Source organism: Aromatoleum tolulyticum (assembly GCF_900156155.1).
GTDB classification, from domain to species: domain Bacteria; phylum Pseudomonadota; class Gammaproteobacteria; order Burkholderiales; family Rhodocyclaceae; genus Aromatoleum; species Aromatoleum tolulyticum.
The window spans coordinates 464,791-489,726 of record NZ_FTMD01000002.1 but is presented as its reverse complement, the minus strand read 5'-3'; the positions used below and the strand labels follow the sequence as shown (position 1 = coordinate 489,726).

At 67.4% G+C, this 24,936-nt stretch carries 23 protein-coding genes; 20 read left to right on the top strand and 3 right to left on the bottom strand.

Translation table 11 applies throughout. From position 1 onward, the window contains the following. The first annotated feature begins 72 nt into the window (after positions 1-72). The 4 genes from BW991_RS04845 to BW991_RS04830 all read left to right on the top strand — a co-directional run bounded on the left by BW991_RS04845 (position 73) and on the right by BW991_RS04830 (position 4,901). Positions 73-978: a YihY/virulence factor BrkB family protein gene (locus BW991_RS04845; RefSeq protein WP_076601015.1), complete on the top strand. Its 906-nt coding sequence runs from the start codon at positions 73-75 to the stop codon at positions 976-978. 64 nt (positions 979-1,042) lie between these two features. Further along, positions 1,043-2,476: an AAA family ATPase gene (locus BW991_RS04840; protein ID WP_076600935.1), complete on the top strand. Its 1,434-nt coding sequence runs from the start codon at positions 1,043-1,045 to the stop codon at positions 2,474-2,476. A gap of 5 nt (positions 2,477-2,481) precedes the next feature. Further along, positions 2,482-4,065 carry a VWA domain-containing protein gene (locus tag BW991_RS04835; protein ID WP_076600934.1) on the top strand — a complete coding sequence of 528 codons (1,584 nt, stop codon included), beginning with the start codon at positions 2,482-2,484 and terminating at the stop codon, positions 4,063-4,065. Next, a complete protein-coding gene (locus BW991_RS04830) occupies positions 4,062-4,901 on the top strand; it encodes a Rossmann-like domain-containing protein (protein ID WP_076600933.1) in 840 nt (279 codons plus the stop codon). Before BW991_RS04835 ends, BW991_RS04830 begins: the two co-directional genes overlap by 4 nt. Here BW991_RS04830 and BW991_RS04825 read toward each other — a convergent pair. Further along, the gene (locus BW991_RS04825) at positions 4,898-5,824 is read right to left on the bottom strand and encodes a LysR family transcriptional regulator (RefSeq protein WP_076600932.1); all 927 of its coding nucleotides are present in this window, start codon (positions 5,822-5,824) and stop codon (positions 4,898-4,900) included. The two genes, BW991_RS04830 and BW991_RS04825, sit on opposite strands and share 4 nt — an antisense overlap. A gap of 169 nt (positions 5,825-5,993) precedes the next feature. Here BW991_RS04825 and BW991_RS04820 point away from each other — a divergent pair, with 169 nt between their 5' ends. From BW991_RS04820 to BW991_RS04765, 12 genes are all read left to right on the top strand, one after another. After that, positions 5,994-7,034 carry a cupin domain-containing protein gene (locus BW991_RS04820; RefSeq protein WP_076600931.1) on the top strand — a complete coding sequence of 347 codons (1,041 nt, stop codon included), beginning with the start codon at positions 5,994-5,996 and terminating at the stop codon, positions 7,032-7,034. A 34-nt stretch (positions 7,035-7,068) separates the two neighbouring features. Beyond that, on the top strand, positions 7,069-7,779 hold the full coding sequence (locus BW991_RS04815; RefSeq protein ID WP_076600930.1) for a fumarylacetoacetate hydrolase family protein: 711 nt from the start codon (positions 7,069-7,071) through the stop codon (positions 7,777-7,779). Positions 7,780-7,797: 18 nt separating this feature from the next. Further along, positions 7,798-9,033, top strand: coding sequence for a 3-hydroxybenzoate 6-monooxygenase (locus BW991_RS04810; RefSeq protein ID WP_244551613.1), 1,236 nt, complete (start codon positions 7,798-7,800; stop codon positions 9,031-9,033). Between the two features lie 14 nt (positions 9,034-9,047). Then, on the top strand, positions 9,048-9,692 hold the full coding sequence (gene maiA, locus BW991_RS04805; RefSeq protein WP_076600929.1) for a maleylacetoacetate isomerase: 645 nt from the start codon (positions 9,048-9,050) through the stop codon (positions 9,690-9,692). Between the two features lie 70 nt (positions 9,693-9,762). Then, positions 9,763-10,929 carry an ABC transporter substrate-binding protein gene (locus tag BW991_RS04800; protein WP_076600928.1) on the top strand — a complete coding sequence of 389 codons (1,167 nt, stop codon included), beginning with the start codon at positions 9,763-9,765 and terminating at the stop codon, positions 10,927-10,929. 66 nt (positions 10,930-10,995) lie between these two features. Beyond that, on the top strand, positions 10,996-11,853 hold the full coding sequence (locus tag BW991_RS04795; RefSeq protein ID WP_076600927.1) for a branched-chain amino acid ABC transporter permease: 858 nt from the start codon (positions 10,996-10,998) through the stop codon (positions 11,851-11,853). 10 nt (positions 11,854-11,863) lie between these two features. Further along, entirely contained in the window at positions 11,864-12,850 is a 987-nt protein-coding gene (locus BW991_RS04790; protein ID WP_076600926.1) for a branched-chain amino acid ABC transporter permease, read from the top strand. Beyond that, the gene (locus BW991_RS04785; protein ID WP_076600925.1) at positions 12,850-13,605 is read left to right on the top strand and encodes an ABC transporter ATP-binding protein; all 756 of its coding nucleotides are present in this window, start codon (positions 12,850-12,852) and stop codon (positions 13,603-13,605) included. The genes BW991_RS04790 and BW991_RS04785 overlap by 1 nt, the downstream gene beginning before the upstream one ends. Continuing rightward, a complete protein-coding gene (locus tag BW991_RS04780; protein ID WP_076600924.1) occupies positions 13,598-14,305 on the top strand; it encodes an ABC transporter ATP-binding protein in 708 nt (235 codons plus the stop codon). Before BW991_RS04785 ends, BW991_RS04780 begins: the two co-directional genes overlap by 8 nt. 107 nt (positions 14,306-14,412) lie before the next feature. Beyond that, positions 14,413-14,994, top strand: coding sequence for a hemerythrin domain-containing protein (locus tag BW991_RS04775; RefSeq protein WP_076600923.1), 582 nt, complete (start codon positions 14,413-14,415; stop codon positions 14,992-14,994). A gap of 499 nt (positions 14,995-15,493) precedes the next feature. Continuing rightward, on the top strand, positions 15,494-17,152 hold the full coding sequence (locus tag BW991_RS04770; RefSeq protein ID WP_170879047.1) for an arylsulfatase: 1,659 nt from the start codon (positions 15,494-15,496) through the stop codon (positions 17,150-17,152). A gap of 102 nt (positions 17,153-17,254) precedes the next feature. Then, positions 17,255-19,462, top strand: coding sequence for a cytochrome c3 family protein (locus tag BW991_RS04765; RefSeq protein WP_170879046.1), 2,208 nt, complete (start codon positions 17,255-17,257; stop codon positions 19,460-19,462). 134 nt (positions 19,463-19,596) lie between these two features. On the opposite strand, the gene BW991_RS04760 is transcribed toward BW991_RS04765, so the two are convergent. Next, positions 19,597-20,019, bottom strand: coding sequence for a CBS domain-containing protein (locus BW991_RS04760; RefSeq protein ID WP_076600920.1), 423 nt, complete (start codon positions 20,017-20,019; stop codon positions 19,597-19,599). A 225-nt stretch (positions 20,020-20,244) separates the two neighbouring features. Here BW991_RS04760 and BW991_RS04755 point away from each other — a divergent pair, with 225 nt between their 5' ends. The 3 genes from BW991_RS04755 (at position 20,245) to BW991_RS04745 (ending at position 22,545) form a co-directional block, all read left to right on the top strand. Next, complete coding sequence (locus tag BW991_RS04755; protein ID WP_076600919.1) at positions 20,245-20,742, top strand: hypothetical protein; 498 nt, start codon at positions 20,245-20,247, stop codon at positions 20,740-20,742. Between the two features lie 112 nt (positions 20,743-20,854). Further along, positions 20,855-21,349: a hypothetical protein gene (locus tag BW991_RS04750; protein ID WP_076600918.1), complete on the top strand. Its 495-nt coding sequence runs from the start codon at positions 20,855-20,857 to the stop codon at positions 21,347-21,349. 122 nt (positions 21,350-21,471) lie between these two features. Continuing rightward, positions 21,472-22,545: an MBL fold metallo-hydrolase gene (locus BW991_RS04745; RefSeq protein WP_076600917.1), complete on the top strand. Its 1,074-nt coding sequence runs from the start codon at positions 21,472-21,474 to the stop codon at positions 22,543-22,545. Between the two features lie 33 nt (positions 22,546-22,578). Here the strand turns inward: BW991_RS04745 and BW991_RS04740 are convergent, their stop codons facing one another. Beyond that, positions 22,579-22,854: a PepSY domain-containing protein gene (locus BW991_RS04740; RefSeq protein WP_076600916.1), complete on the bottom strand. Its 276-nt coding sequence runs from the start codon at positions 22,852-22,854 to the stop codon at positions 22,579-22,581. Positions 22,855-23,156: 302 nt separating this feature from the next. Between BW991_RS04740 and BW991_RS04735 the strand changes: the two genes are divergently transcribed. Further along, the gene (locus BW991_RS04735) at positions 23,157-24,935 is read left to right on the top strand and encodes an FAD-dependent oxidoreductase (protein WP_076600915.1); all 1,779 of its coding nucleotides are present in this window, start codon (positions 23,157-23,159) and stop codon (positions 24,933-24,935) included. The last annotated feature ends 1 nt before the right edge of the window (position 24,936 follow it).

The following is a 24,936-nucleotide window of genomic DNA, read 5'->3' as shown; positions in this document are numbered from 1 at the left end:
GCGCGGTGGTCCGTCAGCTTGTCGTCCTTATCCGGATGGGCTAAAAGGGATCATCGGATGGGAGCGGCGGCGATGAACAGTTGGGCGCGTTACTGGATGGTGGTGCTGCAGAAGACGGTGCGCCTGTGGCTGGACGCCCAGGTGTTTGTGCACGCCGCGGCGCTCGCCTTCTTTACGGTGTTTTCGGTGGCGCCGGTCGTGATCGTCGCGGTGACGATCGTCGGTCTGGTGCTCGGCGAGTCCGCGGCACAGGGGCAGATGGCGCAGCAGCTGGAGGCGGCGATCGGCGCGCAGGCAGCACAGGCGGTGCAGACCGCGGTGAAGGCCAGTCGCATCGAGCAGAGCGGCATTCTGCCGACGCTGGCGGGCTTCGGCGCGATGCTGTTCGGCGCGACGACGGTGTTCGCGCAGATGCAGGCCGCGCTCAATGCGATCTGGTGCGTCGCGCCGCGGCCGACGCGCAGCAGCATCTTCATCTACCTGAAGGGTCGTCTGTTGTCGATGACGATCGTGCTGGCGATCGGCTTCGTGCTCCTGGTATCGCTGCTGTTGAGCGTGGCAGTGCAGGCGGTGGTCGCGTTCGCCAGCGACTGGGTGCCGATTCCGCCACCGCTCCTGCTGCTGCTGGACTGGGGGGTGTCGCTGTTCGTCGTGACGCTGTTGTTCGCGACGATCTTCCGCGTGTTGCCGGACGTCGTGCTGCGCTGGCGCGACGTGTGGCTCGGGGCGCTGGTCACCGCGCTGTTGTTCGCGGTGGGGCGCAGTCTGATCGCCCTCTACCTGTCGACGACCGCGACCGCGTCGACCTACGGAGCGGCGGGTTCGCTGGTCCTGTTGCTGATGTGGGTGAATTACTCGTCGCTGATCCTGCTGCTGGGCGCAGCTTTCACGCGCGCGAACGTGGAAGCGCGCGGGCGGGTCATCCGGCCGCGGGTCACCGCCGTGCGCGTGCATCGCGAGCTGATGAAGGACGATTGAAGCGGACCGGGCAAACTTTGCAGGGATCAATTCCCTTGCCGGCGGGCCGCGCTAATATCGCCAAATGGCCCCCGACCGCCCACCTGTTCCCTTTCTTCGTGAGTCTCTCCGCGACCGTCTCGTCAGCCTCATCGCGACGCTGGAGCGCGGCCTCGTCGAGCGTTCCCATGTCGTGCGCCTCGCGCTGCTCGCGGCGCTCGCGGGCGAACACACGCTATTGGTCGGTCCGCCGGGCACCGCGAAGAGCGAGCTCGCACGCCGGCTGCATCTCGCTTTTCGCGACGCGCGCTACTTCGAGCGGCTGCTGACGCGCTTTTCGGTACCGGAGGAGTTGTTCGGGCCGCTGTCGATCCAGGCGCTCGAGCAGGATCGCTATGAGCGCCACACCGCGGGCTTTCTGCCCGACGCGTCGATCGCTTTCATCGACGAGGTTTTCAAGGCGAACAGCGCGATCCTCAATGCGCTGTTGACCTTGCTCAACGAGCGCGAATTCGACAACGGCGCGGGGCGGCAGCGCTGCCCGCTGATCAGTGCGATCGGCGCGACGAACGAGGTGCCCGAGGACGAGGTCGCGGAGGCTTTCTTCGACCGCTTCCTGCTGCGGGTGACGGTGGTGCCGGTGAGTGCGGAGGGTTTCGCCGAGCTGCTGGGGGGCGATCCGTCGCGGGCCTGGCGGGCGCCGGACGAAAGAGACGCGCTCGACGCCGCGGACCTCGCCGCACTCGATGCCGCGGCGGGACGGGTGAGCTTGCCGGCCGCGGTGACTGCGATGTTCGCCGAGCTGCGCGCGCATCTTGCCGCGGCGGAGGTGTACGTGTCGGACCGCCGCTGGGTGAAGGCGGCGCGCCTGTTGCGCATCGCCGCCGCGAGCGAGGGACGGGGCGCCGTGTCGTTGTGGGATTTGCTGTTGCTGCCGTGGTGCACCGCGCCCGACGCGCCGCGCCAGGCCGCGCTCGGCGACTGGCTGTGCGTGCGCCTCGGGGTGCGCGAGGCGTTCGCGCCGCCGCGCGTCACGCGCATCGTCGAGGCCTTCGAGGCGCAACTGCAGGCCGAGCGCAACGCGAACGACCTCGACTACGACGAAAGCGGCCGGCTGCGCTTCTCCGCCGGCGATCTCGCCGACGAGATCGGCGATGCGAAGGGCGGGGCGCAGGCGCTGCGCCTGACGCACACGCGGCAGCGCCGCTACGGTCCGGCGCACATCGGCGCACGTACGCGGCAGATCGACGAGCTGGTCGCGCGTCTCGATGGATATGCCGCGGAGCTCGACGCGCGGCGCCGCGACCTGACCGAGTATTGTGTGCGCAGCCTGTGGCTGGATTTCGGGCTCGCGGGACGCGCGGACGAGAGTCTCGCGGGGACCGCGCGCGTGCTGGCGGATCTGCGCGAGCGGATTGTCGCGGCGCGCGCCGGGTTCGAGGGGCTGCCGCGCCTGCCGGCGGACGAGGGCGGCGAGGTGCCGGCACCCGTCGCCCACGAACCGCTTTCCGCCGCCTGAACCGCATGAGCACCGCTGCTGCGGGTCCTGCGTCGTTGCTTTTCGAGCAGCAGGAAGGCCGGCTGGCGGTGCTGGACGGACTCGTGCGTGGCCTGTGGCTGGGCGGGCTGACGAACGCGCAGGGCAGCGTGGAGCCGCGGCTTGCGGCCCTTGCGGCGTTGCGTGCGGCGCTCGTCGCCGGCACGCTGCCGCCGTTCGCGGCGTGGAGTTGGCCGCCGCCGTTCGTCGCGTGCGGATTGGCGCAGGCGATGCAAGGGCTCGACCTCGCGCGCTACTGCCGGGATGAGGGTGAGCTCGCGGACACGGTGCTGATGAGCATCCTCTTCCATATCGATTTCATCGTCGATTACGTCGACCGCGGCGCGGACGAGGTGCAGGCGGTCGGGATGGCCGTCGATGCGTTTGCGGCCGACTGGCAGGACCGCTGCGGCGACATGGACGAGCTGGCGGACGTTTTCGGCATGATCCCCGACGACGCCAAGAGCACGCGCTGGGATCGCATCCGCGGATTGCTGCGTAGCGAGGGCTGGCAGGAGGTCGTGCGCATCCGCCGGTTGCTCGAACGTTTGCCCGAACTGGCGGAGCTGATCCGCCGCCTCGGGCGCGCAGCGGAGACGGACGAGCCGGACGAAGCCGGGTGCGTCACGGTGCAGGTGATCGAGGAGGCGACGGCCCATCGCGCGGAACGCAATACCGTGCGCGTGCCCGACATGCCCGGCGAGACGCGCGGGATTCACCGCGCCGATCGCATCGCCCGCATGTTGCCGGCCGAGGCGATGCTGCTCGGCCACCCGCGCCTGCGGCTGGTGTGGCATGCCCGCCGCGCCGAACGGACGCTGCTGTGTTACGAGGACGACGATCGCATGCAGGAGATCCGTCGTCACGAGGAGACGGTGCAGCGTCCGACGCCGCGCCCGCAGCCGGCGAAGCGCTTCGAGATGGGACCGATGCTGGTATGCGTCGATACCTCGGGCTCGATGCGCGGTGGCGCCGAGGCGGTCGCGAAGGCGGCGGTGCTGGAGGCGGTGCGCACGGCCCACGCGCAGAAACGGGCGTGTCACGTATTCAGCTTCGGCGGTCCGGGCGAAATCGTCGACATGGCGCTGCCGGTCGATGCCGAGGGCATCGGGCGGCTCGCGCGCTTCCTCGGTCAGGCCTTTCGCGGCGGCACCGACGTGTGCGGGCCGATCGAGGCCGCGCTGGCGAAGCTGGAGGAAGCGCGCTGGCAGCGGGCCGATCTGGTGATCGTGTCCGATGGCGAATTCGGGGCGACGTCCGACGTTGCCGAGCGCTTGCGGACGATGCGCCGCGAGCGCGGGCTGCGCGTGCAGGGCGTGCTGGTGGGCGACCGCGAGACGATCGGTTTTCTCGAAGTGGCGGACGACATCTTCTGGGTGCGCGACTGGCGCCGTTACGGCGGCGTCGACACCGATTCGCCGCTCGAATCGAACAGCCTTACCGCCCGGTTCTTCCCCGGCGCGCTGCGCACGCAGGCGAACCGCGATTCCACGACCTCCGGGGCGACGGCCTCCGCCGCAGTGCGCGCGGGGCGGCGCCGGGGCGACCCACAGCCGGAGCATTCCGCATGAACTTTGCCGAGACCTACCTCGCACAACTCGAACGGTTTGCGGCACGTGGTTCCCTGCCGCGGGTGCGCGCGCTGCATTTGCCGCCGGCAGCGGACACTCCGTTGCCCGGCGACCGTGGCGAGTTCTGCGCGCTGGAGCTCGACGACGGTTCGCTGGGGCTCTCCTACGTGCTCCTCGACGACACGCTGGCGCGCATGCGCGAGGGGGAGGGCGGCTTTTCGCTCGTCGGTGCCGATGCGCTCGATCTCGCCCGCGCCTACGTGAGCGGCAGCGGCATCCTGCGCACGCTGGGCTTCGCGGCGGCGAACGCCCTGACGCGCTGCTTCTTCGACCGCGCGGGATATCGGCCGGACACCAGCGCCGATTCGATCGGCGGGCTCGATCCGCAGCCGGGCGAGCGCATCGGCATGATCGGCTTGTTCACGCCGCTCATCGGCCGCATCCTGAAATCCGGCGCGCAGCTCACGGTGGTGGAGCTGAAGGCGGATCTCGCGGGCGACAAGGACGGCTATCGCGTGACGCTCGATCCCGCCGAGCTGGCCGGGTGCGGCAAGGTGCTGTCGACCAGCACGCTGCTGCTCAACGACACCCTCGACCACATGCTGGGTTTCTGTCGCGATGCGCGCTGGTTCGCGATGATCGGGCCGAGCGCGGGCTGCCTGCCGGATGCGCTGTTCGCGCGCGGCGTGACCTTGGTGGGCGGGACCTGGGTGCATGATCGCGAGGGTTTCGTCGATGCGTTGCGCAGCGGGCGCGAGCGTGGTGACCATGCGCGCAAGTGCGCGATCGCCGCGGACGCCTATCCGGGCTTCGAGACCTTGCTCGCAAGGGTTTAACGGCCCTCGCTTTCGGTTGCCCGCGGGCCGGATTCGGACATCAGGTTCGCGATCAGGCCGCGCAGCCAGCGATTGCCCGGATCGTGGTGGAAGCGCGCGTGCCAGTGCTGCTTGATCGTGTATTCCGGTAGCGGGAAGGGGACGGGCAGGACGCTGAAGTCGCCGCGCCCGCGCAGCAGTTCGCCCAGCCGGCGCGGCACGGTCATCAGCAGGTCGGTGTGCTCGACGACGAAGGCCGCGCCGAGGAAGTTCGGGATGTCGAGCACGATGCGGCGCTTGATGCCCTGGCGGGCGATTTCCTGCTCGATCACGTGGTGGCCCGTGCCCGTGGTGCGGAATACCGCGTGATCTTCCGCCTCGAACTGTTCGCGCGTCAGGCCGCCGTGGATGCGGGGGTGGTCGGCGCTCGCGAGGCACACGTAGTGCTGGCGGAACAAGGCCTGCTGGTAGAAGCCGGCTTCCAGGATGGGGATGAAGCCGACGGCGAGGTCGGCTTCGCCCGATTCGAGCTTGCGGCCGGTGTCGTCGTCCAGCGGGGCGATCTGGATGCGGATGCCCGGCGCAGTCGCGCGCAGCTCGCCCCACAGGCGCGGCAGCAGCACCAGGTGCGTGATGTCCGTCATGCAGATGCGGAAGCTGCGCTCCGACGTGGCGGGGTCGAAGCTGCTGCGGTGGCCCAGGGCGGCGTCGAGCGCATCGAGTGCAGTGCGGATCGGCTGCACCAGCTCGTCGGCAAGCGGGGTCGGTTCCATGCCGCTGGAGGTGCGCACGAACAGGGGATCCGAGAAATGTTCGCGCAGCTTGCCCAGCGCGATGCTGACGGCGGGTTGCCCGAGTTCCAGCAGATCGGCGGCACGGCTCACGCTGCGGGTCTTATGGACGGCATCGAAGACTTGCAGCAGGCGTAGGTCGGGGGTGCTCATTGCGTGACGAGTATTCGAAATTCGAATTAACATTATTTCACGCATTGCATCGACGGAATATTTATACCTCGATAAATTGCGCTCCATCACAACGAATCGCTGCGCGTCTTGATCTGGCGCAAAGGTTTTTAACTTTACCGGCAGCGATATCCCGATGGAGGAGTCAGGAATGCAGGAACTTGGTCGTCTCGATGATCTGCCGCTCGCCTACCGCGAGTCGCTCGGCGCGCAAAACCTGGTGCCGCTGTGGCCCAGCCTGCGCGCGGTGTTGCCCCCCGGTACGCCGTCCCGCCGTACCAAGCCCGTGATGTGGTCCTACGAGGCGCTCCGCCCGCTGCTGATGCAGGCCGGCGAGCTGACCCCGATCGAGAAGGCGGAGCGCCGCGTGCTGGTGCTGGCGAACCCCGGTCACGGCCTCGAGAAGATGCAGGCGAGCTCGGCGATCTACCTCGGCATGCAGCTGCTGCTGCCGGGCGAATGGGCGCCGTCGCACAAGCATACCCCGAACGCGGTGCGCATGATCGTCGAAGGCGAGGGGGCCTACACGACCGTCGATGGCGAGAAGTGCCCGATGAGCCGCGGCGACCTGATCCTGACGCCGACCGGCCTGTGGCACGAGCACGGCCACGACGGCAAGGAGCCGGTGGTGTGGCTCGACGTGCTGGATCTGCCGCTGGTGTATTACACGGAGACGTCCTACGCCGTCGAAGGCAAGGAGCAGGAGGTGACCGGCACCCGTCTCGAGCGCAATTACGTCCGCGGCGGCGTCGTGCCTTCGCCGGTGTTCTCGCGCGGCAGCGCCCGCCGTTACCCGATGCTGCGTTACCCCTGGGCCGATGCGCGCGCCGCGCTGCTGAGTCTGGCCGAGACGCAGCCCGGCATCGAGGCGGTGCAGGTCGCCTATGTCAATCCCGAGAACGGTGGCGACTGCCAGAACATCCTCGGCTTCTCCGCGCTGATGCTGCGCCCGGGCGAGACGCTGAATCTGCCCGCGCGTTCGCCGGCGATGGTGTTCCACCTGATCGAGGGGGGCGCCGAGGTGGCGGTGGAGGAGAACCGGTTCGCGCTGTCGCCGGCCGATACCTGCTGCGCGCCCGGCTATACGCCCGTGACGCTGAAGAACCGCTCGGCGAGCGAGCCGGCCTTCATCTTCATCGCCGACGAGAGCCCGCTGCACAAGAAGCTGGGCGTCTACGAAGTCCGCGCCTGACACCCCGATTCCAACGATTCAGAGAGAAGACGACATGTCCGAAACCCAATACCTGTTCCCGCCGTCGCCGGTGTATTCGCTGCCGGTGCGCGGCATCGAGTCCCGCTACCCGGTCAAGCGCATCTTCTGCGTCGGCCGCAACTACCACGCCCACGCCGTGGAGATGGGGCGCCCGGTCGACAAGGCAACCGCCCAGCCTTTCTACTTCACGAAGGCGGCGTCGACCTTGGTCGAGTCCGGCGCGACCGTGCCGTACCCGACTGGCACCTCGAACTACCACTACGAGATGGAACTGGTCGTCGCGATCGGCGCGCCGGGCTTCCGCGTGACCGAATCGGATGCGCAAAGCCTGATCTACGGCTACGCCGCCGGCCTCGACATGACCCGCCGCGACCTGCAGCTGGTGGCCCGCGAGCAGGGCCGTCCCTGGGATCTGGGCAAGGACTTCGAACTGTCCGCCGTGTGCACCGAGATCGTGCCGATCGGCGACCTGGGCGTGCTGACCACGGGCGCGATCAACCTGCAGGTGAATGGCGAGACCCGCCAGACCGCCGACCTGTCGCAGCTGATCTGGAGCATCCCCGAACTGATCGCCGACCTGTCGAAGTTCTATCACCTCGAGCCGGGCGACCTGATCTTCACCGGCACGCCCGAGGGCGTGGGCGCCGTGAAGAGCGGCGATCGCATCACCGGCCACGTCGACAAGGTCGGCGACATCGAACTGACGATCGGCGCTGCCGAATAAGACCCGCGGACGGAGCGCATGGCCGCTCCGCCGAACCTGATCGAGATGGAGGAGACACACATGACCGAGCAGCTTCCCGTAATCGTCGCCGGCGGCGGCATCGGCGGCCTTGCAGCCGCACTCGCGCTGGTGCGCCAGGGTTTCCACGTGCTGGTGCTGGAGCAGGCCGACCAGATCGGCGAGATTGGCGCCGGCATCCAGCTGGGCCCCAATGCCTTCCACGCCTTCGACGCGCTGGGCGTCGGCGAGAAGGCGCGCGGCCGCGCCGTGTATACGGATGAGATGGTGATGCACGACGCGCTCGACGAGACCCTCGTCGGCCGCATCCCGACCGGCGAAGCGTTCCGCAAGCGTTTCGGCAACCCGTACGCGGTGATCCACCGTGTCGACGTGCACCTGTCGCTGCTCGAAGGCGCACAGGAGACCGGTCGCGTCGAATTCCGCACCTCGACCCGCGTCGAGCGCATCGAGCAGGATGCCGACGGCGTCACGGTGTACGACCAGCACGGCAACGCCTTCCGCGGCGTCGCCCTGATCGGCGCGGACGGCGTGAAGTCGGTCGTGCGCGCGCAGTTCGTCAATGACCCGGCCCGCGTGACCGGCCACGTCGTCTATCGCGCGGTGATCGACAAGAAGGACTTCCCCGAGAACCTGCAGTGGAACGCCGCGAGCATCTGGGTCGGCCCGAACTGCCACCTCGTGCATTACCCGCTGCGCGGCGGCGAGCAGTACAACGTCGTGGTGACTTTCCACAGCCGCGAGAAGGAAGAGTGGGGCGTCACCGAAGGCAGCCGCGAGGAAGTGCAGAGCTACTTCCAGGGCATCTGCCCGAAGGCACGCCAGCTGATCGACCTGCCGAAGAGCTGGAAGCGCTGGGCGACCGCCGACCGCGAGCCGATCGGCCAGTGGTCCTTCGGCCGCGTGACGCTGCTGGGCGACGCCGCGCATCCGACGACGCAGTACATGGCGCAGGGCGCGTGCATGGCGCTGGAAGACGCCGTGACCCTCGGCGAAGCGCTGCGCGTCAAGGGCAACGACTTCGAGAAGGCCTTCGACCTCTACCAGCGTTCGCGCATCGCCCGTACCGCGCGCATCGTGCTGTCCTCGCGCGAAATGGGCCGCATCTACCACGCCAAGGGCGTCGAGCGCCTGGTGCGCAACGACCTGTGGAAGGGCCGCACGCCGGAGCGCTTCTACGACGCGATGGAGTGGTTGTACGGCTGGAACGTCGACAACTGCCTCGCGAAGGACTGAGCGGGAAAATGCCCATGAAGCTGTACAACTTCTTCCGCAGCGGCACCTCGCACCGCCTGCGCATCGCGCTGAACCTGAAGGGGATCGACTACGAGTACGTGCCGGTCGATCTGCGCACCGAGGAGCACCTCGGTGCCGCCTTCAAGGCGGTGAATCCGCAGGCGCTGGTGCCGGCACTCGTGGAGGGCGACCTCACGCTGATCCAGTCGCCGGCGATCATCGAGTGGCTTGAAGAGCGCTACCCGACCCCGGCGCTGCTGCCCGCCAACGCCGAGGACAGGGCCCGCGTGCGCGCGCTGGCGGCGATCGTCGGCTGCGACATCCACCCGATCAACAACCGCCGCGTCCTCGAGTATCTGCGGAAGACGCTGGGTTGCGACGAGGCGGCGGTGCTGGCGTGGTGCGACACCTGGATCACGGCCGGTTTCGACGCGCTGGAGGCGCTGCTCGCGGCCGACACGTCGCGCGGGCCGTTCTGCTTCGGCAACGCACCGACGCTCGCCGACGTGTATCTGATTCCGCAGGTCGAGAGCGCCCGCCGCTTCAACGTCGATCTGACGCCGTATCCGAACATCGTCGCGATCGACCGCGCCTGTGGCGAACTCGACGCCTTCCGCCGTGCGGCACCCGCCGTGCAGCCGGATGCGCCGAAAGCGTAATCACAAGATTCATAAAGAGCCGGGGGCGAACGTCCCCGGCCCCCCGAAGAGAGAGATGAGGAGATCCATCATGGCATTCAGGAAAACCGTCGCCGCAATCGTCGTTGCCCTCGGCGCAGCCGCCCCGGCGTTCGCCGCCGAACCGCTGAAGATCGGCATGGTGCTGCCGATGTCCGGCCCCTTCGCCGCCTACGGCAAGCAGATCGAGAACGGTGCGCGCCTGTACCTGAAGCAGAACGGCGACACCTTCGCCGGCCGCAAGGTCGAGCTGATCATCAAGGACGACACCGGCATTGCGCCCGAGATCAGCAAGCGCGCCGCGCAGGAGCTGGTCGTCAAGGACAAGGTCGACATCCTCGCCGGCTTCGGCCTGACGCCGTCGGCGTTCGCCGCCGCACCGGTGTCGAAGGAGGCGAAGAAGCCCATGATCGTCATGAACGCCGCCGCCTCCGCGGTGACGACGAAGTCCGACTACATCCTGCGCGTCTCGCACACGCTGCCGCAGATCACCGCGCCGGTCGCCGACTGGGCCGCAAAGAACAAGATCCGCAAGGTGTATACGCTGGTCGCGGATTTCGGCCCCGGCCATGACGCAGAAGCACAGTTCAAGAAGACCTTTACCGCGGCCGGCGGCGAGATCGTCGGCGAAGTGCGCACGCCGGTGAAGAACCCCGACTTCGCGCCCTTCCTGCAGAAGATCAAGGACGTGAAGCCCGACGCCGTCTTCCTCTTCGTGCCGCCGGGCGAGCAGACCGTCGCCTTCATGAAGGGCTTCGCGGAGCGCGACCTCGCGAAGGCCGGCATCCGCGTGATCGCGACCGGCGACCTTACCGAGGAGGACATTCTCGACGCGGTCGGCGATAACGCGCTGGGCATCATCAACTCGCTGCAGTACTCCGAGGTGCATGATTCGCCGGAGAACAAGGCCTACGTCCAGGCGTACTACAAGGCCTACCCGAAGGACCGCCCGAACTACATGTCGGTGAGCGGCTACGACGGCATGCAGCTGATCGCCAAGACGCTGGAGAAGACCGGCGGCGACGCGACTGGCGACAAGTTCGTCGCGGCGGCCAAGGGCATGAGCTGGGTCAGCCCGCGGGGCAAGATCGCGATTGATCCTGCGACCCGCGACATCGTGCAGACGATCTACATCCGCAAGGTCGAGAAGGTTGCCGGCAAGCTGCAGAACGTCGAATTCGACAAGGTCGCGGACCTGCGCGATCCGGGCAAGCAGTAAGCCTGCAGCGGGGAAGGGCCGGCGGCCTTTCCCCGCGACTCCACGAAACCGCAACAGGAGAATCCCATGACCGTCATTTTCGACGGCATCGCCTCGGGGATGTTGCTGTTCCTGATCAGTGTCGGCCTCTCGGTCACGCTCGGTCTGATGAACTTCGTCAACCTCGCCCACGGTGCCTTCGCGATGCTCGGCGGCTACGTCTGCGTGACGCTGCTCAATCGCGCCGGCGTGCCCTTCCTCGCCACGCTGCCTATCGCGGCCCTCGCGACCGCGCTCGTCGGCGTCGTGCTCGAGCGCACGCTGTATCGCCGCCTTTACGCCGCTTCCCACCTCGACCAGGTGCTGTTCTCGATCGGCCTCGTCTTCATGTCGATCGCCGGCGCGCATTACTTCTTCGGCGCGCAGCAGCAGCCCATGGTGCTGCCCGAATTCCTCCAGGGGCAGATCAACCTCCCCGGGCTGGATATCGGCGTGTATCGCCTCTTCCTGATCGTGCTGAGCCTCGCGATCGCCTACGGCCTCAATCGCCTCGTCCGCGGCACCCGCTTCGGCGCGCAGCTGCGGGCGTCGGTGGACAATCCCCGCGCCGCGCGCGGCGTCGGTATCAACGTCGAGCGCATCTTCACGCTGACCTTCGCGCTCGGTACCGCGCTGGCGGGCCTGGGCGGAGCGCTCGGCGTCGAGATGCTGGGCCTCGATCCGAGCTTCCCGGTCAAGTACATCGTGTACTTCCTGATCGTCGTCGCCGTCGGTGGCAGCGGCAACATCATGGGCTCGCTCGTCGCGTCGCTGATCCTCGGCGTCGTGGATGTCGCCGGCAAGTACTACGTGCCGCAGATCGGCGCCTTCGTCATCTACGCGGTGATGGTCGTGATGCTGATCTTCCGTCCGCAAGGCCTCTTCGGCCGTCGCGCCGCCCGCTAAGGAGACTTCCATGCAAGCAGCTCTCACCCTGGACCTCGCGCCGATCGCGCGCGCGGACCGCTGGCGGCCGGCCGAACTCGCGTTCTGGCTGATCCCGGTTGCCGCCTATTTCATCTTCCCCGACAACCTCGTGCTGCTGACGCAGATCGCGATTACCGCGCTGTTCTGCCTGTCGCTCGACCTGATCCTCGGTTATGCGGGCATCGTGTCGCTCGGCCACGCCGCCTTCTTCGGCTTGGGCGCCTATGCGGCGGGGCTGCTCGCGGCGCACGGCTACGGCGATCCGCTGTTCGGACTCGTCGCTGCCGCGATCGTGACCGCAGTGCTGGGCTACGTCACGAGTTTCCTCGTGCTGCGCGGCGCCGACCTCACGCGGCTGATGGTGACGCTGGGCGTCGCGATGATGCTGTACGAGGTCGCGAACAAGCTCACAAGCATCACCGGCGGCGTCGACGGCCTGCAGGGCATGGAAGTCCTGCCGGTGCTCGGCCAGTTCGAGTTCGACCTCTACGGCAAGACCGCCTACTGGTACGCGATCGCGGTGCTCTTCGTGCTGTTCTGCGTCGCCCGCAAGCTCGTGCATAGCCCGTTCGGCCTGAGCCTGAAAGGCATCCGCCTCAACGTCGGCCGCATGCCGGCGATCGGCGCGCCGGTCAATGCGCGGCTGTCGGCGGTCTATACGATCGGTGCGGCCTACGCAGGCATCGCCGGCGCGCTCCTCGCGCAGACGACGCAGTTCGTCGCCCTCGACGTGCTCTCCTTCAACCGCTCGGCCGAGTTGCTGCTGATCCTCGTGCTCGGCGGCTCGGGCAGCCTCTACGGCGCGCTGCTGGGCACCATCGTGTTCATGTCCGCGCACCACCTGCTGTCCGACCTCAATCCCCAGTACTGGCAGTTCTGGCTCGGCGCGCTGCTCGTCGTCATCGTGCTCTTCGCCCGCGACGGCGTGATGGGGGGCCTGCGTCGCCTCGGCGCGGCCCTCGGGAGGAACAAGTGATGACCACCTACGCCCTGCAAACCCGTAATCTCGTCAAGAAGTTCGGCGGCTTCGTTGCGACCAACGACGTCAGCCTCAACGTCGAAGCCGGTGCGCGCCATGCGCTGATCGGCCCCAACGGCGCGGGCAAGACGACGCTGATCAACCTGCTCACCGGCTTCCTCGAACCCACGAGCGGCGAGGTGATCCTCAACGGTGACACCGTCACGCACCTCGCCCAGCACCAGCGCGTGAAACGCGGCCTCGCCCGCACCTTCCAGATCAACCGCCTGTTCGCGGAGCTGACGGTGCTCGAATCGGTGACGATGGCGGTCAACGAACGCATCGGCATCGGCGCGCGCTTCTGGCGCCCGGTCGGCGCCTACGCCGAAGCGGTCGACGAGGCGGCAAGCCTCCTTTCGACGCTGCGCCTGCTGGATCTCGCGCACGAAAAGACGCGCAACCTCGCCTACGGCAAGCAGCGCCTGATCGAGATCGCGCTCGCCTTGGCGATGAAGCCGCGCGTGCTCCTCCTCGACGAACCCGCGGCCGGCGTGCCGACCTCCGAGAGCCGCGAGCTCTTCGAAACGATCGCTGCGCTGCCGCGCGACGTCACGATCCTGCTCATCGAGCACGACATGGATCTCGTGTTCCGCTTCGCGGACTGCATCTCGGTGCTCGTGAGCGGCGCGCTGCTCACCGGCGGCACGCCCGACGAGATCGCCAACAATCCGAAGGTCAAGGAAGTCTATCTGGGGGAGGCGATCAGTGTCTGAGCTGCTGAAACTCGAAAACGTGCGTGCCGGCTACGGCGACGCCGTGGTGCTGGAGGACATCTCCTTCAGCCTGGGCGAAGGCGACAGCCTCGCGCTGCTGGGCCGCAACGGCATGGGCAAGACGACCCTGCTGTCCACCCTGATGGGCGCCGCGCGCCAGCATTCCGGTGCGCTGCGCTTTGCGGGCGAAGACCTCGCCATCGTCCCCGCGCACGCCCGCGCGCATCGCGGCCTCGGCTGGGTGCCGCAGGAACGCGACATCTTTCCGTCGCTCACGGTCGAGGAAAACCTCAGCGTCGTCGCGACCGCCGGCCACTGGAACCTGCAGCGCGTCTACGAGATGTTCCCGCGTCTCAAGGAGCGGCGCGCGAACATGGGCAACGAGCTCTCCGGCGGCGAGCAGCAGATGCTTGCGATGGGGCGGGCGCTGATGCTCAACCCGAAGCTGCTGCTCCTCGACGAGCCGCTCGAGGGCCTCGCACCGCTGATCGTGCAGGAACTGCTGTCGATCATCCGGCGGCTCACCGAGGAAGGCGGCATGGCCGTGATCCTCGTCGAGCAACACGCCCGCCAGATCCTGCCGCTGACCCGCCAGGCGCTGGTGCTCGAACGCGGTCGCGCCGTCTACCAGGGCGACAGCGCCACGCTGCGCAATGACCGCGAATTGCTCGACAGCTGGCTCGGCGTCGCCGCGCACTGACTATCAAGGCGGCAATCAAATACCCCGTTCGCCCTGAGCTTGTCGAAGGGCAGTGGCAGGGGCTTCGACAGGCTCAGCCCGAACGGTATTAATAGAAGGACGAATCCATGAAAGCGCTGGACATCATCCACGACGAACACCGCGCCCTCGGCGCGGTGCTGCAGGCCTTCGGCTTCGTGCTCGACGGCATCCGCGACGGCCATTTCGAACCCGACTTCGCGCTGCTGGCGGCGATGATCGAGTACATCACGGAGGTGCCCGACAAGCTGCACCACCCGAAGGAGGACGACTACCTGTTCGTGAAGATGCGCGAACGCATCCCCGCGGCGGCTGGACTGCTCGACCAGCTCGAAGCCGATCACGCCGAAGGCGCGCGCCGCACGGCCGCACTTCGCGGAGCGCTCGTCCATTACCAGGGGGTGGGCGCCGCAGCCTTTCCCGAATTCGAAGCGACTGCTCGCACCTACCTCGCCGCCTCGTGGCGCCACGTCAGTCGTGAGGAAACCGAGCTTCTCCCGATGGCTCGCACCGGGCTTGCGGCGGAAGACTGGGCCGACATCGATGCCGCCTTCGAGGCCAACAAGGACCCCTGGTCAGGGCCGACCGGTCAGTTCCGGGCCTTGTTCTCGCGCATCGTCAACCTGGTGCCGGCCCCCTATGGCGTCGGCGCGAGTCCGACCAAGGTGTGAAACACGCGGGGCCGGCTGTGTGCATGGCCCGGCCCCGCGTGATTCAGCCGTCTCGGTCCGGCGATTCGCTCCGAAAGCGCCCCTTTTCTTCGATGCGATCGAGGGCGAGGGCTTGGAGGTCCCTGCGCGTGACGCTCGGCATCACTGCGCTGCTCTCCCCGCGGGCGAGGTGGCGAAAAGAGGGCTGCCACGCCGACCCGTAGCGACTCGACCCTGGGCCGCAAGTCGCATCACATTTCCAACCCACGGACTCGCGGCGGGCATCCAATCCGCGCCGCTGCGTTTGCCCCGTGCACACGCTTGCAATAGAGTGAATGTTCATTCAGGTTGCAGCCTGAGCCGGTTCCGAGGAATCCGAGGCTCGGGAGGGGGCATCGCGTCCCTGTTTTGCCCATTTGGTCATACGAACCATCCATAAAAAGTTGAGGAGACAACCCCCGTGTCACGATTGTTCGCAAAAGCATCCCGCGTTTGCCTTGCCGTTGCCGCCGCCACCTCTTTGAGCTCGCTTGCCGCGTCGCCTGCGCAGGACGGGGCATCCCGCCCGAATATCCTGCTGGTCGTGGTGGACGATCTCGGCTTCAACGATCTCGGCGCCACGGGCGGCGAGATCGCCACTCCCAACCTCGACGCGCTTGCCCAGTCCAGCGTGCTGATGACCGACTTCCACGCGGCGCCGACCTGCTCGCTCACGCGCTCGATGCTGATGACCGGCGCGGACAATCACCAGGCAGGCCTCGGCACGATGGCCGAGCGCCCGAAGGCGCCGAACCAGCGCGACCAGCCCGGCTATCAGGGCCGCCTCGACGAGCGCCTCGTGACGATCGCCGAGCGGCTGCAGGGCCGTGGCTACGCCACCTTCATGGCTGGAAAATGGCATCTTGGCAGCCGTCCCGAGGACGACCCGTCGCGCAAGGGGTTCGAGGATTCGTTCACGATGCTGCAGGGCGGTGCCAGCCATTTCGCGGACCGGCTCGGAATCACGCCGGGAGCGCCGCAGTCGCAGTGGCGCGACAATGGCCGGGAGGTGACGCAACTGCCGGAGAATTTCTTTTCGTCGACAGCGATCACCGATCGTGCGCTTGCAGCGATCGACCGCCACCGCAGCGACGCCAGGCCGTTCTTCGGCTATGTCGCCTACACCGCGCCCCATTGGCCCCTCCAGGTGCCCGAAGAGTGGCTCGACCGCTACCGCGGCCGTTACGATGCCGGCTACGAAGCGCTTTGGCGCGAACGCCATGAGCGGATGAAGCGTCTTGGCTTCATCCCGGCAGACGCGACGCTCCCGCCGTTCCCGTCCTACCTCCGGAAGTGGGACGAGCTCACGCCTGAGCAGCGTCGCGTCGCGGCGCGCTCGATGGAGCTCTACGCGGCGATGGTCGAGCAGATGGATCAGCAGATCGGCCGACTGTTCGCGGGAATGAAGGCCGCCGGCAAGTACGACGACACGCTCATCGTGTTCCTGTCCGACAACGGTGCCGACTCCGAGAACGTCCGCGCGATCTGGGCCCGTGCGGGAGAGGACAAGGCCAGGGAATTCGAGGCGAAATTCGATTTCAGCCTGGAAAACATGGGTCGGCCTCGTTCGTTCGTGAGCGTTGCCGACGGCTGGGCGCCGGCGCGCACCCTGCCGGCTCGCCTCTACAAGGGGATGACAACCGAGGGTGGCGTTCGCGTGCCGGCGATCATCAAGTATCCCGGCCGCGACGGTCTGACCGGGCGTACCCGCGCCTTCGCGTCCGTACTTGATCTGCCGCCGACCTTCCTCGAACTCGCCGGTGAGGCCCAGCGCGAGCAGCCGCGTCCGGGGCGTGTCGTGCCCGAACAGCTGGGCCGCTCGATGGTCGGCCTCCTGACCAGGTCCACGCCGCGCGTCCACGGCGATGATTATGCGATGGGCTGGGAGCTGTGGCCGAACAAGGCGCTGCGCAAGGGCGACTGGAAGCTGGTTCGCCTGGGGCCCCCGCACAAGACGGCCGACTGGCAACTCTTCGACCTGTCGAAGGATCCGGCCGAAGCGAAAGACCTGGCAGCCGCAGAGCCCGAAAAACTGCGCGAGATGATCTCCGCGTATGACCAGTACGCGGCCCGTGTCGGCGTCATCGAACCGGAGTGGGAGACCCCTCCCGCGCCGCGCGCCGCTGGCGGCGCCAACTGAGTGTCGCGGGCGATGGCCGGAGCACCGAGCGGGGATATCCGCGGAATCAGGTCGATCTCCGGCCGCGCCCTGCGGTCCATGCTGGGGTGGGTACTCGGGGTCTTGGCCGTCGCGTTGTGGTCAGTAGCCGCGACCGCCTCTCTTGGCGTGACGCGCGAGGGGCTTTCCGGCTGGGTCGACGAGACAGGGTGCGCCGACTGCCACGCTGATGTCGTGCGGCAGTGGAGGGGGTCGCAGCATGCGCGGGCGTTGCAGCCCGCAGCCCCCGACACCGTGATCGGGGACTTCGCCGGCGGCGCAGTCCCCGAGGATCCGGAAATGCGCTTTGAGCGACGCGGCGACCGGTTCCGGGTCGTCGCACGCGACGCGGACGGACAAGCGCGGCGCCTGGACGTCACTCACACCTTTGGTGTCCATCCTCTGCAGCAATACCTCGTGGGCGGTCCGCGCGGCCGCCTGCAAGCGCTGACCGTGGCATGGGACACGGTGCGCAACCGCTGGTTTTCGCTGTACCCCGACTTGCCGCCGGCGCCGGGCGATGCCAGGCACTGGGCCGGTCCCGGCGCGAACTGGAACACGATGTGTGCCGCCTGCCATTCAAGCGGCGTGCGCAAACGCTATGACGCAACTGCCGACCGCTACGACACGCTGGTTGCGACCCTCGGCGTCGGCTGCCAGGGCTGCCACGGCCCCGCAAAGCGCCATCTCGATATCGTGCGTTCCGGGCGGGGAAACGTCACGGCAAAGAACAACGGTTTCGATGCCACGCTCGCCCGCACCGGCCCGGGTCAACTCGACGCCTGCGCGCAGTGTCATGCCTTCCGTACGGCATTGCTGGCTCAGCACGATCATGGCAAACGTTTTCTCGACCAGTACCTTCCGGTGCTGCTCACCGAATCGAACTACTTTGCCGATGGTAGTCAGCAAGGCGAAGTCTTCGTGTGGGGCTCCTGGCTGCAAAGCCGCATGCATCAGCAGGGGCTGGTGTGCGGCGACTGTCATGAACCGCACGCGGGTGCGTTGCGCGCCGGAGGCGACGCATTGTGCGTGAGTTGCCATTCGCCGACCGGGCCCGACTCCGCGCGGGTGCGTGCCGGCATCGATTTTTCCGGCCTCGTCCGCAAGGACTACGCGTCGGTCGCTCACCATCGCCATTCCGGCAAGGTGCCCAGCTGCGTCGACTGTCACGCCGGCCACCGCGAGTACATGGTGGTCGACGCTCGCCTCGACCACGCTTTCAGAATTCCGCGCCCGGATGTCGCGTTGCGCACCGGCTCGCCCGATCCCTGTACTGCGTGCCATCGCGATCGCGATGCAGCCTGGGCGGCGGCAGCGATCACGGGCTGGACCGGGGCCGCTCCCACGCGGGCGCCGCATTACGGTGAGGCATTCGCCGCCGCCCGCCGTCCGGCTGCAGGAGCCGTTGAGGGGCTTCTCGCCGTGGCCCGCGACGCGGCACAACCGGCCATCGTGCGAGCGACCGCGTTGCAGGCGCTTGCCACATTTCCGGGTGCGCGCGCCGCACGCACGTTGAAGGAGGGCGCGCGCGACGCGGACCCGCTCGTGCGCCTGGGCGCGTTGTACGGCGCGGCAGCGCTGCCGCAGGAGGCAGCCGCCGCGTTCGCAGGGTCGCTACTCGCCGATCCGGTCCGAGCGGTGCGCGTTGCCGCAGCCGGTGCGCTGCTCGGGTCCTCCGTGCGATCCGATCCGCAACTGGATTCGCGGCTGCAACGGGCGCTCGGCGAATATGAAGCAGCGCAACGCGAGAACGCCGACCGACCCGAAGGGCTGGTCAACCTTGCCCGTGTCGCGCTCCATCGCGGCAACCACGGCGAAGCCGAAGGCCTGCTGAGGCTTGCTGTGGCGCGGCATCCGCACTTCGTTCCGGCCCGTCGTGCGCTCGCCGAGCTGCTCGCCTCGAGCGCCGGGGAAGCGGTCGCCGAGCGGCTGCTGCGCGAAGGCCTGGAGCGCTTTCCCAACGAGCCCGCACTGTATGAAGCGCTCGGCCAGTCGCTCGTGCGTCAGCGGCGCTATAGCGACGCCGAGGCGGTTCTTGAGGTCGCGGCCGCACATGGCGAGGGCTCGCCGTCTGCGACGTTGCTGCACGCGATGCTCGTAGCCGAGCGTGCCGACATCGCGCGCGCCGTCGCGCTGCTCCGGCAGGCGACGCGCCGTCACGGAGAGCGCAGAGAACTCCTCGTTGCGCTCGCCGCCCTGCAGCGGCGTGCGGGCGCCCCCGAAGAGGCGCACGTGACCCTGCAGGGGCTCGCAGCAGTCAATCCCGACGATCCGGCGCTTTCTCCGCGGTGATAATCACTTGGCAACGAGCTGCTCCATGACTTCTCGCACTGCCATGCCGGCATCCTGAAGAAACCGGACATGCTGGGCGAACTGCCAACACTGCTCGATTCCGCGGCCCGCGCCTCAAGCGCACCGACCGGAATTCAGGCGATCCGCTCCCATAGCGCCTTTTCCTCCTCGAAGCGATCCAGTTCGAGCCCCTCGAAATCCGAGCGTGCGACGATCGCTTTCACCTCGCCGCTCTCCACGATGGGAAGGTGCCGGAAGCCCCCGTCGCTCATCAGGCGCAATGCGTCGATCGCATGGGCGTCGGGCGCTATCGTGACCGGCCCGGGCGTCATCACGGCGTCCAGCCGTGTTCGGGTAGCATCGCCGCCTTGCCCCAGCATGCGCACGGCGTCGCGTCCGGTAAAAATGCCGAGCAGGTGATGCGAGCGGTCGGCGACCAACACTGCTCCGACGTGTCGCTCGCACATGCGCTCGCAGGCCTGTGCCACCGAAGCATCGGGTGGCATCATCAACGGGTCCTGATTCTGGACGATGTCCGCAATGTAGCGATTGGTCATGGCGATTCCCTCACGGCTGGCCAGTGCAAGCTCCCTCTCATTCAATCTAGCAGGTGAAGCGGCGGTCGGCCTGCTGGGGTGGCCCGTGGCGGGCAAATGCTCCGGGCGGTTCATTCGAGCGATCGTCCGAGCCCCGGAAATGGCCCGTTTCCGATTTCATTCAGATTTTGTTCATCAATAGAGGCATAGCGTAAGGGCCTGGTGACCCATTCAGGAAATCGTCCCATGCGCCCGCACCTTCCCGCGACGGCCTTCGCCGCAGCACTCGCTCTTGCCTCGACGGCGGCGTCCGCCACGCCGGCCGCCGCATTCGTTCCCGCAAACCCCGCTCCCGTCACTGCCGAGGCTGCCCGCAACTGGCGCCCCGACGAGCGGGTGCGCAGTGGCATCGACGACATGCGCGCAGCGATCGTCGCGAGCACGTTACTGCGCACCCGTGCGACCGCGGACGCAGCGCCACTCGCCGAACTGGGCCGCACGTTGGAATCGCGCGTCGCCGCGATGATCGCGTGCTGCACGCACGACGGTGTCGCTTCCCGCCACCTGCACATGCTGCTCGTCGAAATGGCCGACGGCATCGCGCTGATGCAGGGGGCCGCCCACGCCGATGCACGCCGCATGGGACTGCTGAAGGTTGTCCAGGCGCTCAACCTGTACGGGACGATGTTCTACCACTCAGGCTGGCGCGCACTGGACGAAACGTTGGAGGTCTCGGTGCGGTGATGTTTTCATCGCGCCATTTCGCGGACGCCGTCAGGATCATGCCGGCGCTCGCAGTATCTGGGCGGTAGTACGCCGCGCAGCTCAATCTGGCAAGTTCGACGAGGAATAGGTTATGAAGACTGTATCGGCAAGAGGATTGTTCATCGCCTGCGCGATCGCCGCAGCGGCACTGGCCGGCGCACCGCAAGCGTTTGCAGCAGACGCCCACAACCATGGTGCGCAAACGCCGGCGCTCAAGCTCAATGCGGGCAGCAAATGGCAGACCGATGCGCCGTTGCGCGAGGGGATGCTGAAGATCCGCGCGAACGTCGAGCCCAAGCTCCCCGCGATTCACGGCGGCCGATTTACCACGGCGCAGTACGAGGCGATGGGCAAGGTGGTCGACGAGCAGCTCGCGTACATCGTCGGCAACTGCAAGCTCGCGCCCGAGGCCGACGCGGTGCTGCACAACGTGATCGCCGAGCTGTCCGGTGGTGCCGAAGTCGTCGCCGGCAAGCAGCCCGTCGATGACCGCAGCAAGGGCGTCGTGCATATCGTGAATGCCCTCAACAGCTACGGCCAGTACTTCGACCATCCGGGCTGGAAGCCCGTGAACGCCGGGCACTGAGCGCTGGAGCCGCCCGATTGCACCGGGCGGAATCCTGAACCTCCCTCCGTCGCGGCGATCGAAAACGATGGCCGCGACGTACTATTTGCTGCGCACAACAAGACCCATGGGGAGGAAACGGGATGCTGATCTTCAGGCAACTCTTCGACGCGTCGTCGTCCACCTACACCTACCTGCTGGGCGACAGCCTGAGCGGCGACGCAGTCCTCGTCGACCCGGTCTTCGAGCAGGTGCGACGCGACGCCGCACTGCTGCACGAGCTGCGCCTGCAATTGCGCTGGACGCTCGAGACGCATGTGCATGCGGATCACGTGACCGGCGCGTGGCTGCTGCGGGAACGGACCGGGAGCCGCATCGCACTGTCGCGCCATAGCGGCGCGAACGGCGCCGATCTGTTGCTCGATCACGGCGATCGCGTCGCGTTCGGCGGACGCTACCTGGAGGTGCGTGCGACGCCCGGACACACCAACGGGTGCCTGACGTTCGTGCTCGACGACCAGGCCATGGCCTTCACCGGCGACTGCGTGCTGATCCGCGGCTGCGGCCGCACCGATTTCCAGCAGGGCGATGCCCCGACGATGTACCGTTCGGTACACGAACAGATCTTCTCGCTTCCCGCCGACTGCCTGCTGTACCCCGCGCACGACTACCGCGGGCTCACCGTCACGAGCGTGGAAGAGGAGCGCGACTGGAACCCCCGTCTCGGCGGGGACAGCAACGTGGACGACTTCTCCGGCTACATGAAGAACCTCGGCCTGCCGCACCCGAAGAAGATCGACGTCGCCGTGCCGGCCAACCTGAACTGCGGACGTCCGGAGGCAGGGGTCGTCGACGCGGGCGACCCTGCGTGGGCGCCGCTCACCTTCACCTTCGGCGGTATCTGGGAAATCCAGGCGCATGCGCTGGAAGAGGCGGGGGAGCGGGTGCAGGTGATCGACGTCCGCCAGCCCGACGAGTTCGACGGGTCGCTGGGCCACATCCGCGGCGCGAAGCTCATTCCGCTCGATCAGCTAGCCGCACGCAGCGGCGAGATCGACGCGGGGCGGCCCGTGGTGGCCGTGTGCCGTTCGGGTGCGCGTTCGGCGCAGGCGGTCGTGATGCTGCAGCGGGCGGGATTCGGCGAGGTAGCGAACCTCGCCGGCGGGATGCTGCGCTGGCGGGCCGAGGGCTGCGCCGTCGAGGGTGGGGCAGCGTGACGCGATTGCCCGCGCCGCCCCGCTTCGCGGGCCTCAGCTTTTCTTCGTCTCGGTCTTGACGTTGGTGCCGTCGGCCGGGTTGAGGTAGATCTCGACGCGGTCGCCGACCGTGTTGGTCCCTTTCAGCTCGTAGCAGTCGTCCTTGGTGACCTTGGCCTTCTGGAACTTGAAGCCCGCGTCGACCAGTGTGCGCAGCGTGCTTGCCACGGGCTGGGTGTTCTGCGGAGCGGCCGTGCACTTCGGGCCGGCGAAGGCGCTGGTCCCGATCAGAAGGGCGGCTGCGGCGAGGGTAAAGTGGCGGATGTTCATGGCTGTCTCCTGTTTCTTTGCATGCCGGGGTGGCATGGGAGACATTCTGCGAGAGCGAAGGTGAACCGCTCCTGAAGTACTCCGTCCAACGCGTCACCGCGCTGCGACGTGTCCATAAATGCGACAAGAGACGCGGGCGTGTTACGGCGATTGTCGGGAAAATGTACGATCGCGTACCGTGCCTGAAGCCGGATGAATCATGTTGCATCGCAGCGTGCATTTGAGTGCAGTTAGTGCACAATGATGCATGTAGCGATTGGCGCGTTCATACGCACGCTTTTCCCGAGACAGGAAGTACGCACTTGAAACCGACCGACATCAGTAATCCAGACTACCTGCACAAGGTCGTCGACTGTCAGTGGGCCTGTCCGGCCCATACCCCGGTGCCCGAATACATCCGGCAGATCGCTGCGGGTGACTTCTCCACCGCCTACATGATCAACTGGAACTCGAACGTCTTTCCGGGGATTCTCGGACGGGTGTGCGACCGTCCGTGCGAACCGGCCTGCCGGCGCGGGCGTGTCGACGCGGAGCCGGTTGCAATCTGCCGCCTCAAGCGTGTCGCGGCCGACTTCAAGGATGACATCCGCGATCGCCTGCCGCGGCCGCCCGAGAAGAAGAACGGCAAGCGCATCGCCTGCATCGGCGGCGGGCCGGCTTCGCTGACGGTCGCCCGCGACCTGGCGGTGCAGGGCTATCAGGTCACGGTGTTCGACAGCGGATCGTCGCCCGGCGGCATGATGCGCAGCCAGATCCCGAAATTCCGCCTGCCCGACAGCGTCATCGACGAGGAATGCGGCTACGTCGAGCACCTCGGCGTCGAACTGCGCCAGAACCACTGGATCGGCAGCCTGCGCGAGGTGCTGGCGAGCGACTGGGACGCCGTCTTCGTCGGCACCGGCGCCCCCCGCGGACGCGACGCCGACCTGCCGGGGCGCAATCAGGCCGCGGCGCATATCCACGTCGGCATCGACTGGCTCGCGAACGTCGCCTTCGGCCACGTCACCGCGATCGGCAAGCGCGTGATCGTGCTCGGCGGCGGCAATACCGCGATGGACTGCTGTCGCTCGGCGCGCCGCCTCGGTGGCGAGGACGTGCGCGTGGTGGTGCGTAGCGGCTTCGAGGAGATGAAGGCTTCGCCGTGGGAGAAGGAGGATGCGCTGCACGAAGGCATCCCCATCCACAACTTCCTCGTGCAGAAGGCGTTCACGCACGACCACGGCCGCCTCACCGGCGTGCTGTTCGAGAAGGTGCGCGCCGAATACGACGACAAGGGCCGCCGTTCGCTCGTGCCGACCGGCGAGCCGGACGTGCATATGGAATGCGACGACGTCCTGATCGCCATCGGCCAGGAAAACGCCTTCCCGTGGATCGAACGCGACATCGGACTCGAGTTCGACCGCTGGGGCCTGCCGGTGCTGGATGCGCAGACGCTGCAATCGACGCTGCCGCGCGTGTTCTTCGGCGGCGACGCGGCGCTCGGGCCGAAGAACATCATCACCGCGGTCGCGCAGGGCCACGAGGCGGCGATCTCGATCGACCTGTTCTGCCGCGGACTGCCGCTGACGCAGCGCCCCGCGCCGACGATGAACCTCGTGAGCCAGAAGATGGGCATCCACGAGTGGAGCTACGACAACCAGGTGTCGGAAGAGGCGCGCCGCAAGGTGCCGGTGAAGTCGATCGAGGAGGCGTTGAAGGACATCAAGTCCGAGTTCGAACTCGGCTACGACTTCAAGCTCGCCTGCGCGGAGACGGCCCGCTGCCTCAACTGCGATGTCGCCACCGTGTTCAAGCCCAAGCTGTGCATCGAGTGCGACGCCTGCGTCGATATCTGTCCGACCGAATGCATCACCTTCACGCGCAACGGCGAGGAAGACGAGCTGCGCGGCCGCCTCAAGGCGCCGTCGCACAACACGGAGCAGGCGCTGTACGTCGCCGAGGGGCTCAAGACCGCGCGCGTGATGGTCAAGGACGAGAATGTCTGCCTGCACTGCGGCATGTGCGCCGAGCGCTGCCCGACCGGCGCATGGGACATGCAGAAATTCCAAGTGAACATCGCGCAAGCCGGCGCGGAGGCCTGAG

What these genes read in the sequence shown, in the direction of transcription:
- BW991_RS04845 (WP_076601015.1), top strand. Translation starts at nt 73, where the DNA reads ATGAACAGTTGGGCGCGTTACTGGATGGTGGTGCTGCAGAAGACGGTG.
- BW991_RS04840 (WP_076600935.1), top strand. Translation starts at nt 1,043, where the DNA reads ATGGCCCCCGACCGCCCACCTGTTCCCTTTCTTCGTGAGTCTCTCCGC.
- BW991_RS04835 (WP_076600934.1), top strand. Translation starts at nt 2,482, where the DNA reads ATGAGCACCGCTGCTGCGGGTCCTGCGTCGTTGCTTTTCGAGCAGCAG.
- BW991_RS04830 (WP_076600933.1), top strand. Translation starts at nt 4,062, where the DNA reads ATGAACTTTGCCGAGACCTACCTCGCACAACTCGAACGGTTTGCGGCA.
- BW991_RS04825 (WP_076600932.1), bottom strand. Translation starts at nt 5,824, where the DNA reads ATGAGCACCCCCGACCTACGCCTGCTGCAAGTCTTCGATGCCGTCCAT.
- BW991_RS04820 (WP_076600931.1), top strand. Translation starts at nt 5,994, where the DNA reads ATGCAGGAACTTGGTCGTCTCGATGATCTGCCGCTCGCCTACCGCGAG.
- BW991_RS04815 (WP_076600930.1), top strand. Translation starts at nt 7,069, where the DNA reads ATGTCCGAAACCCAATACCTGTTCCCGCCGTCGCCGGTGTATTCGCTG.
- BW991_RS04810 (WP_244551613.1), top strand. Translation starts at nt 7,798, where the DNA reads ATGGCCGCTCCGCCGAACCTGATCGAGATGGAGGAGACACACATGACC.
- maiA (WP_076600929.1), top strand. Translation starts at nt 9,048, where the DNA reads ATGAAGCTGTACAACTTCTTCCGCAGCGGCACCTCGCACCGCCTGCGC.
- BW991_RS04800 (WP_076600928.1), top strand. Translation starts at nt 9,763, where the DNA reads ATGGCATTCAGGAAAACCGTCGCCGCAATCGTCGTTGCCCTCGGCGCA.
- BW991_RS04795 (WP_076600927.1), top strand. Translation starts at nt 10,996, where the DNA reads ATGACCGTCATTTTCGACGGCATCGCCTCGGGGATGTTGCTGTTCCTG.
- BW991_RS04790 (WP_076600926.1), top strand. Translation starts at nt 11,864, where the DNA reads ATGCAAGCAGCTCTCACCCTGGACCTCGCGCCGATCGCGCGCGCGGAC.
- BW991_RS04785 (WP_076600925.1), top strand. Translation starts at nt 12,850, where the DNA reads ATGACCACCTACGCCCTGCAAACCCGTAATCTCGTCAAGAAGTTCGGC.
- BW991_RS04775 (WP_076600923.1), top strand. Translation starts at nt 14,413, where the DNA reads ATGAAAGCGCTGGACATCATCCACGACGAACACCGCGCCCTCGGCGCG.
- BW991_RS04760 (WP_076600920.1), bottom strand. Translation starts at nt 20,019, where the DNA reads ATGACCAATCGCTACATTGCGGACATCGTCCAGAATCAGGACCCGTTG.
- BW991_RS04755 (WP_076600919.1), top strand. Translation starts at nt 20,245, where the DNA reads ATGCGCCCGCACCTTCCCGCGACGGCCTTCGCCGCAGCACTCGCTCTT.
- BW991_RS04750 (WP_076600918.1), top strand. Translation starts at nt 20,855, where the DNA reads ATGAAGACTGTATCGGCAAGAGGATTGTTCATCGCCTGCGCGATCGCC.
- BW991_RS04745 (WP_076600917.1), top strand. Translation starts at nt 21,472, where the DNA reads ATGCTGATCTTCAGGCAACTCTTCGACGCGTCGTCGTCCACCTACACC.
- BW991_RS04740 (WP_076600916.1), bottom strand. Translation starts at nt 22,854, where the DNA reads ATGAACATCCGCCACTTTACCCTCGCCGCAGCCGCCCTTCTGATCGGG.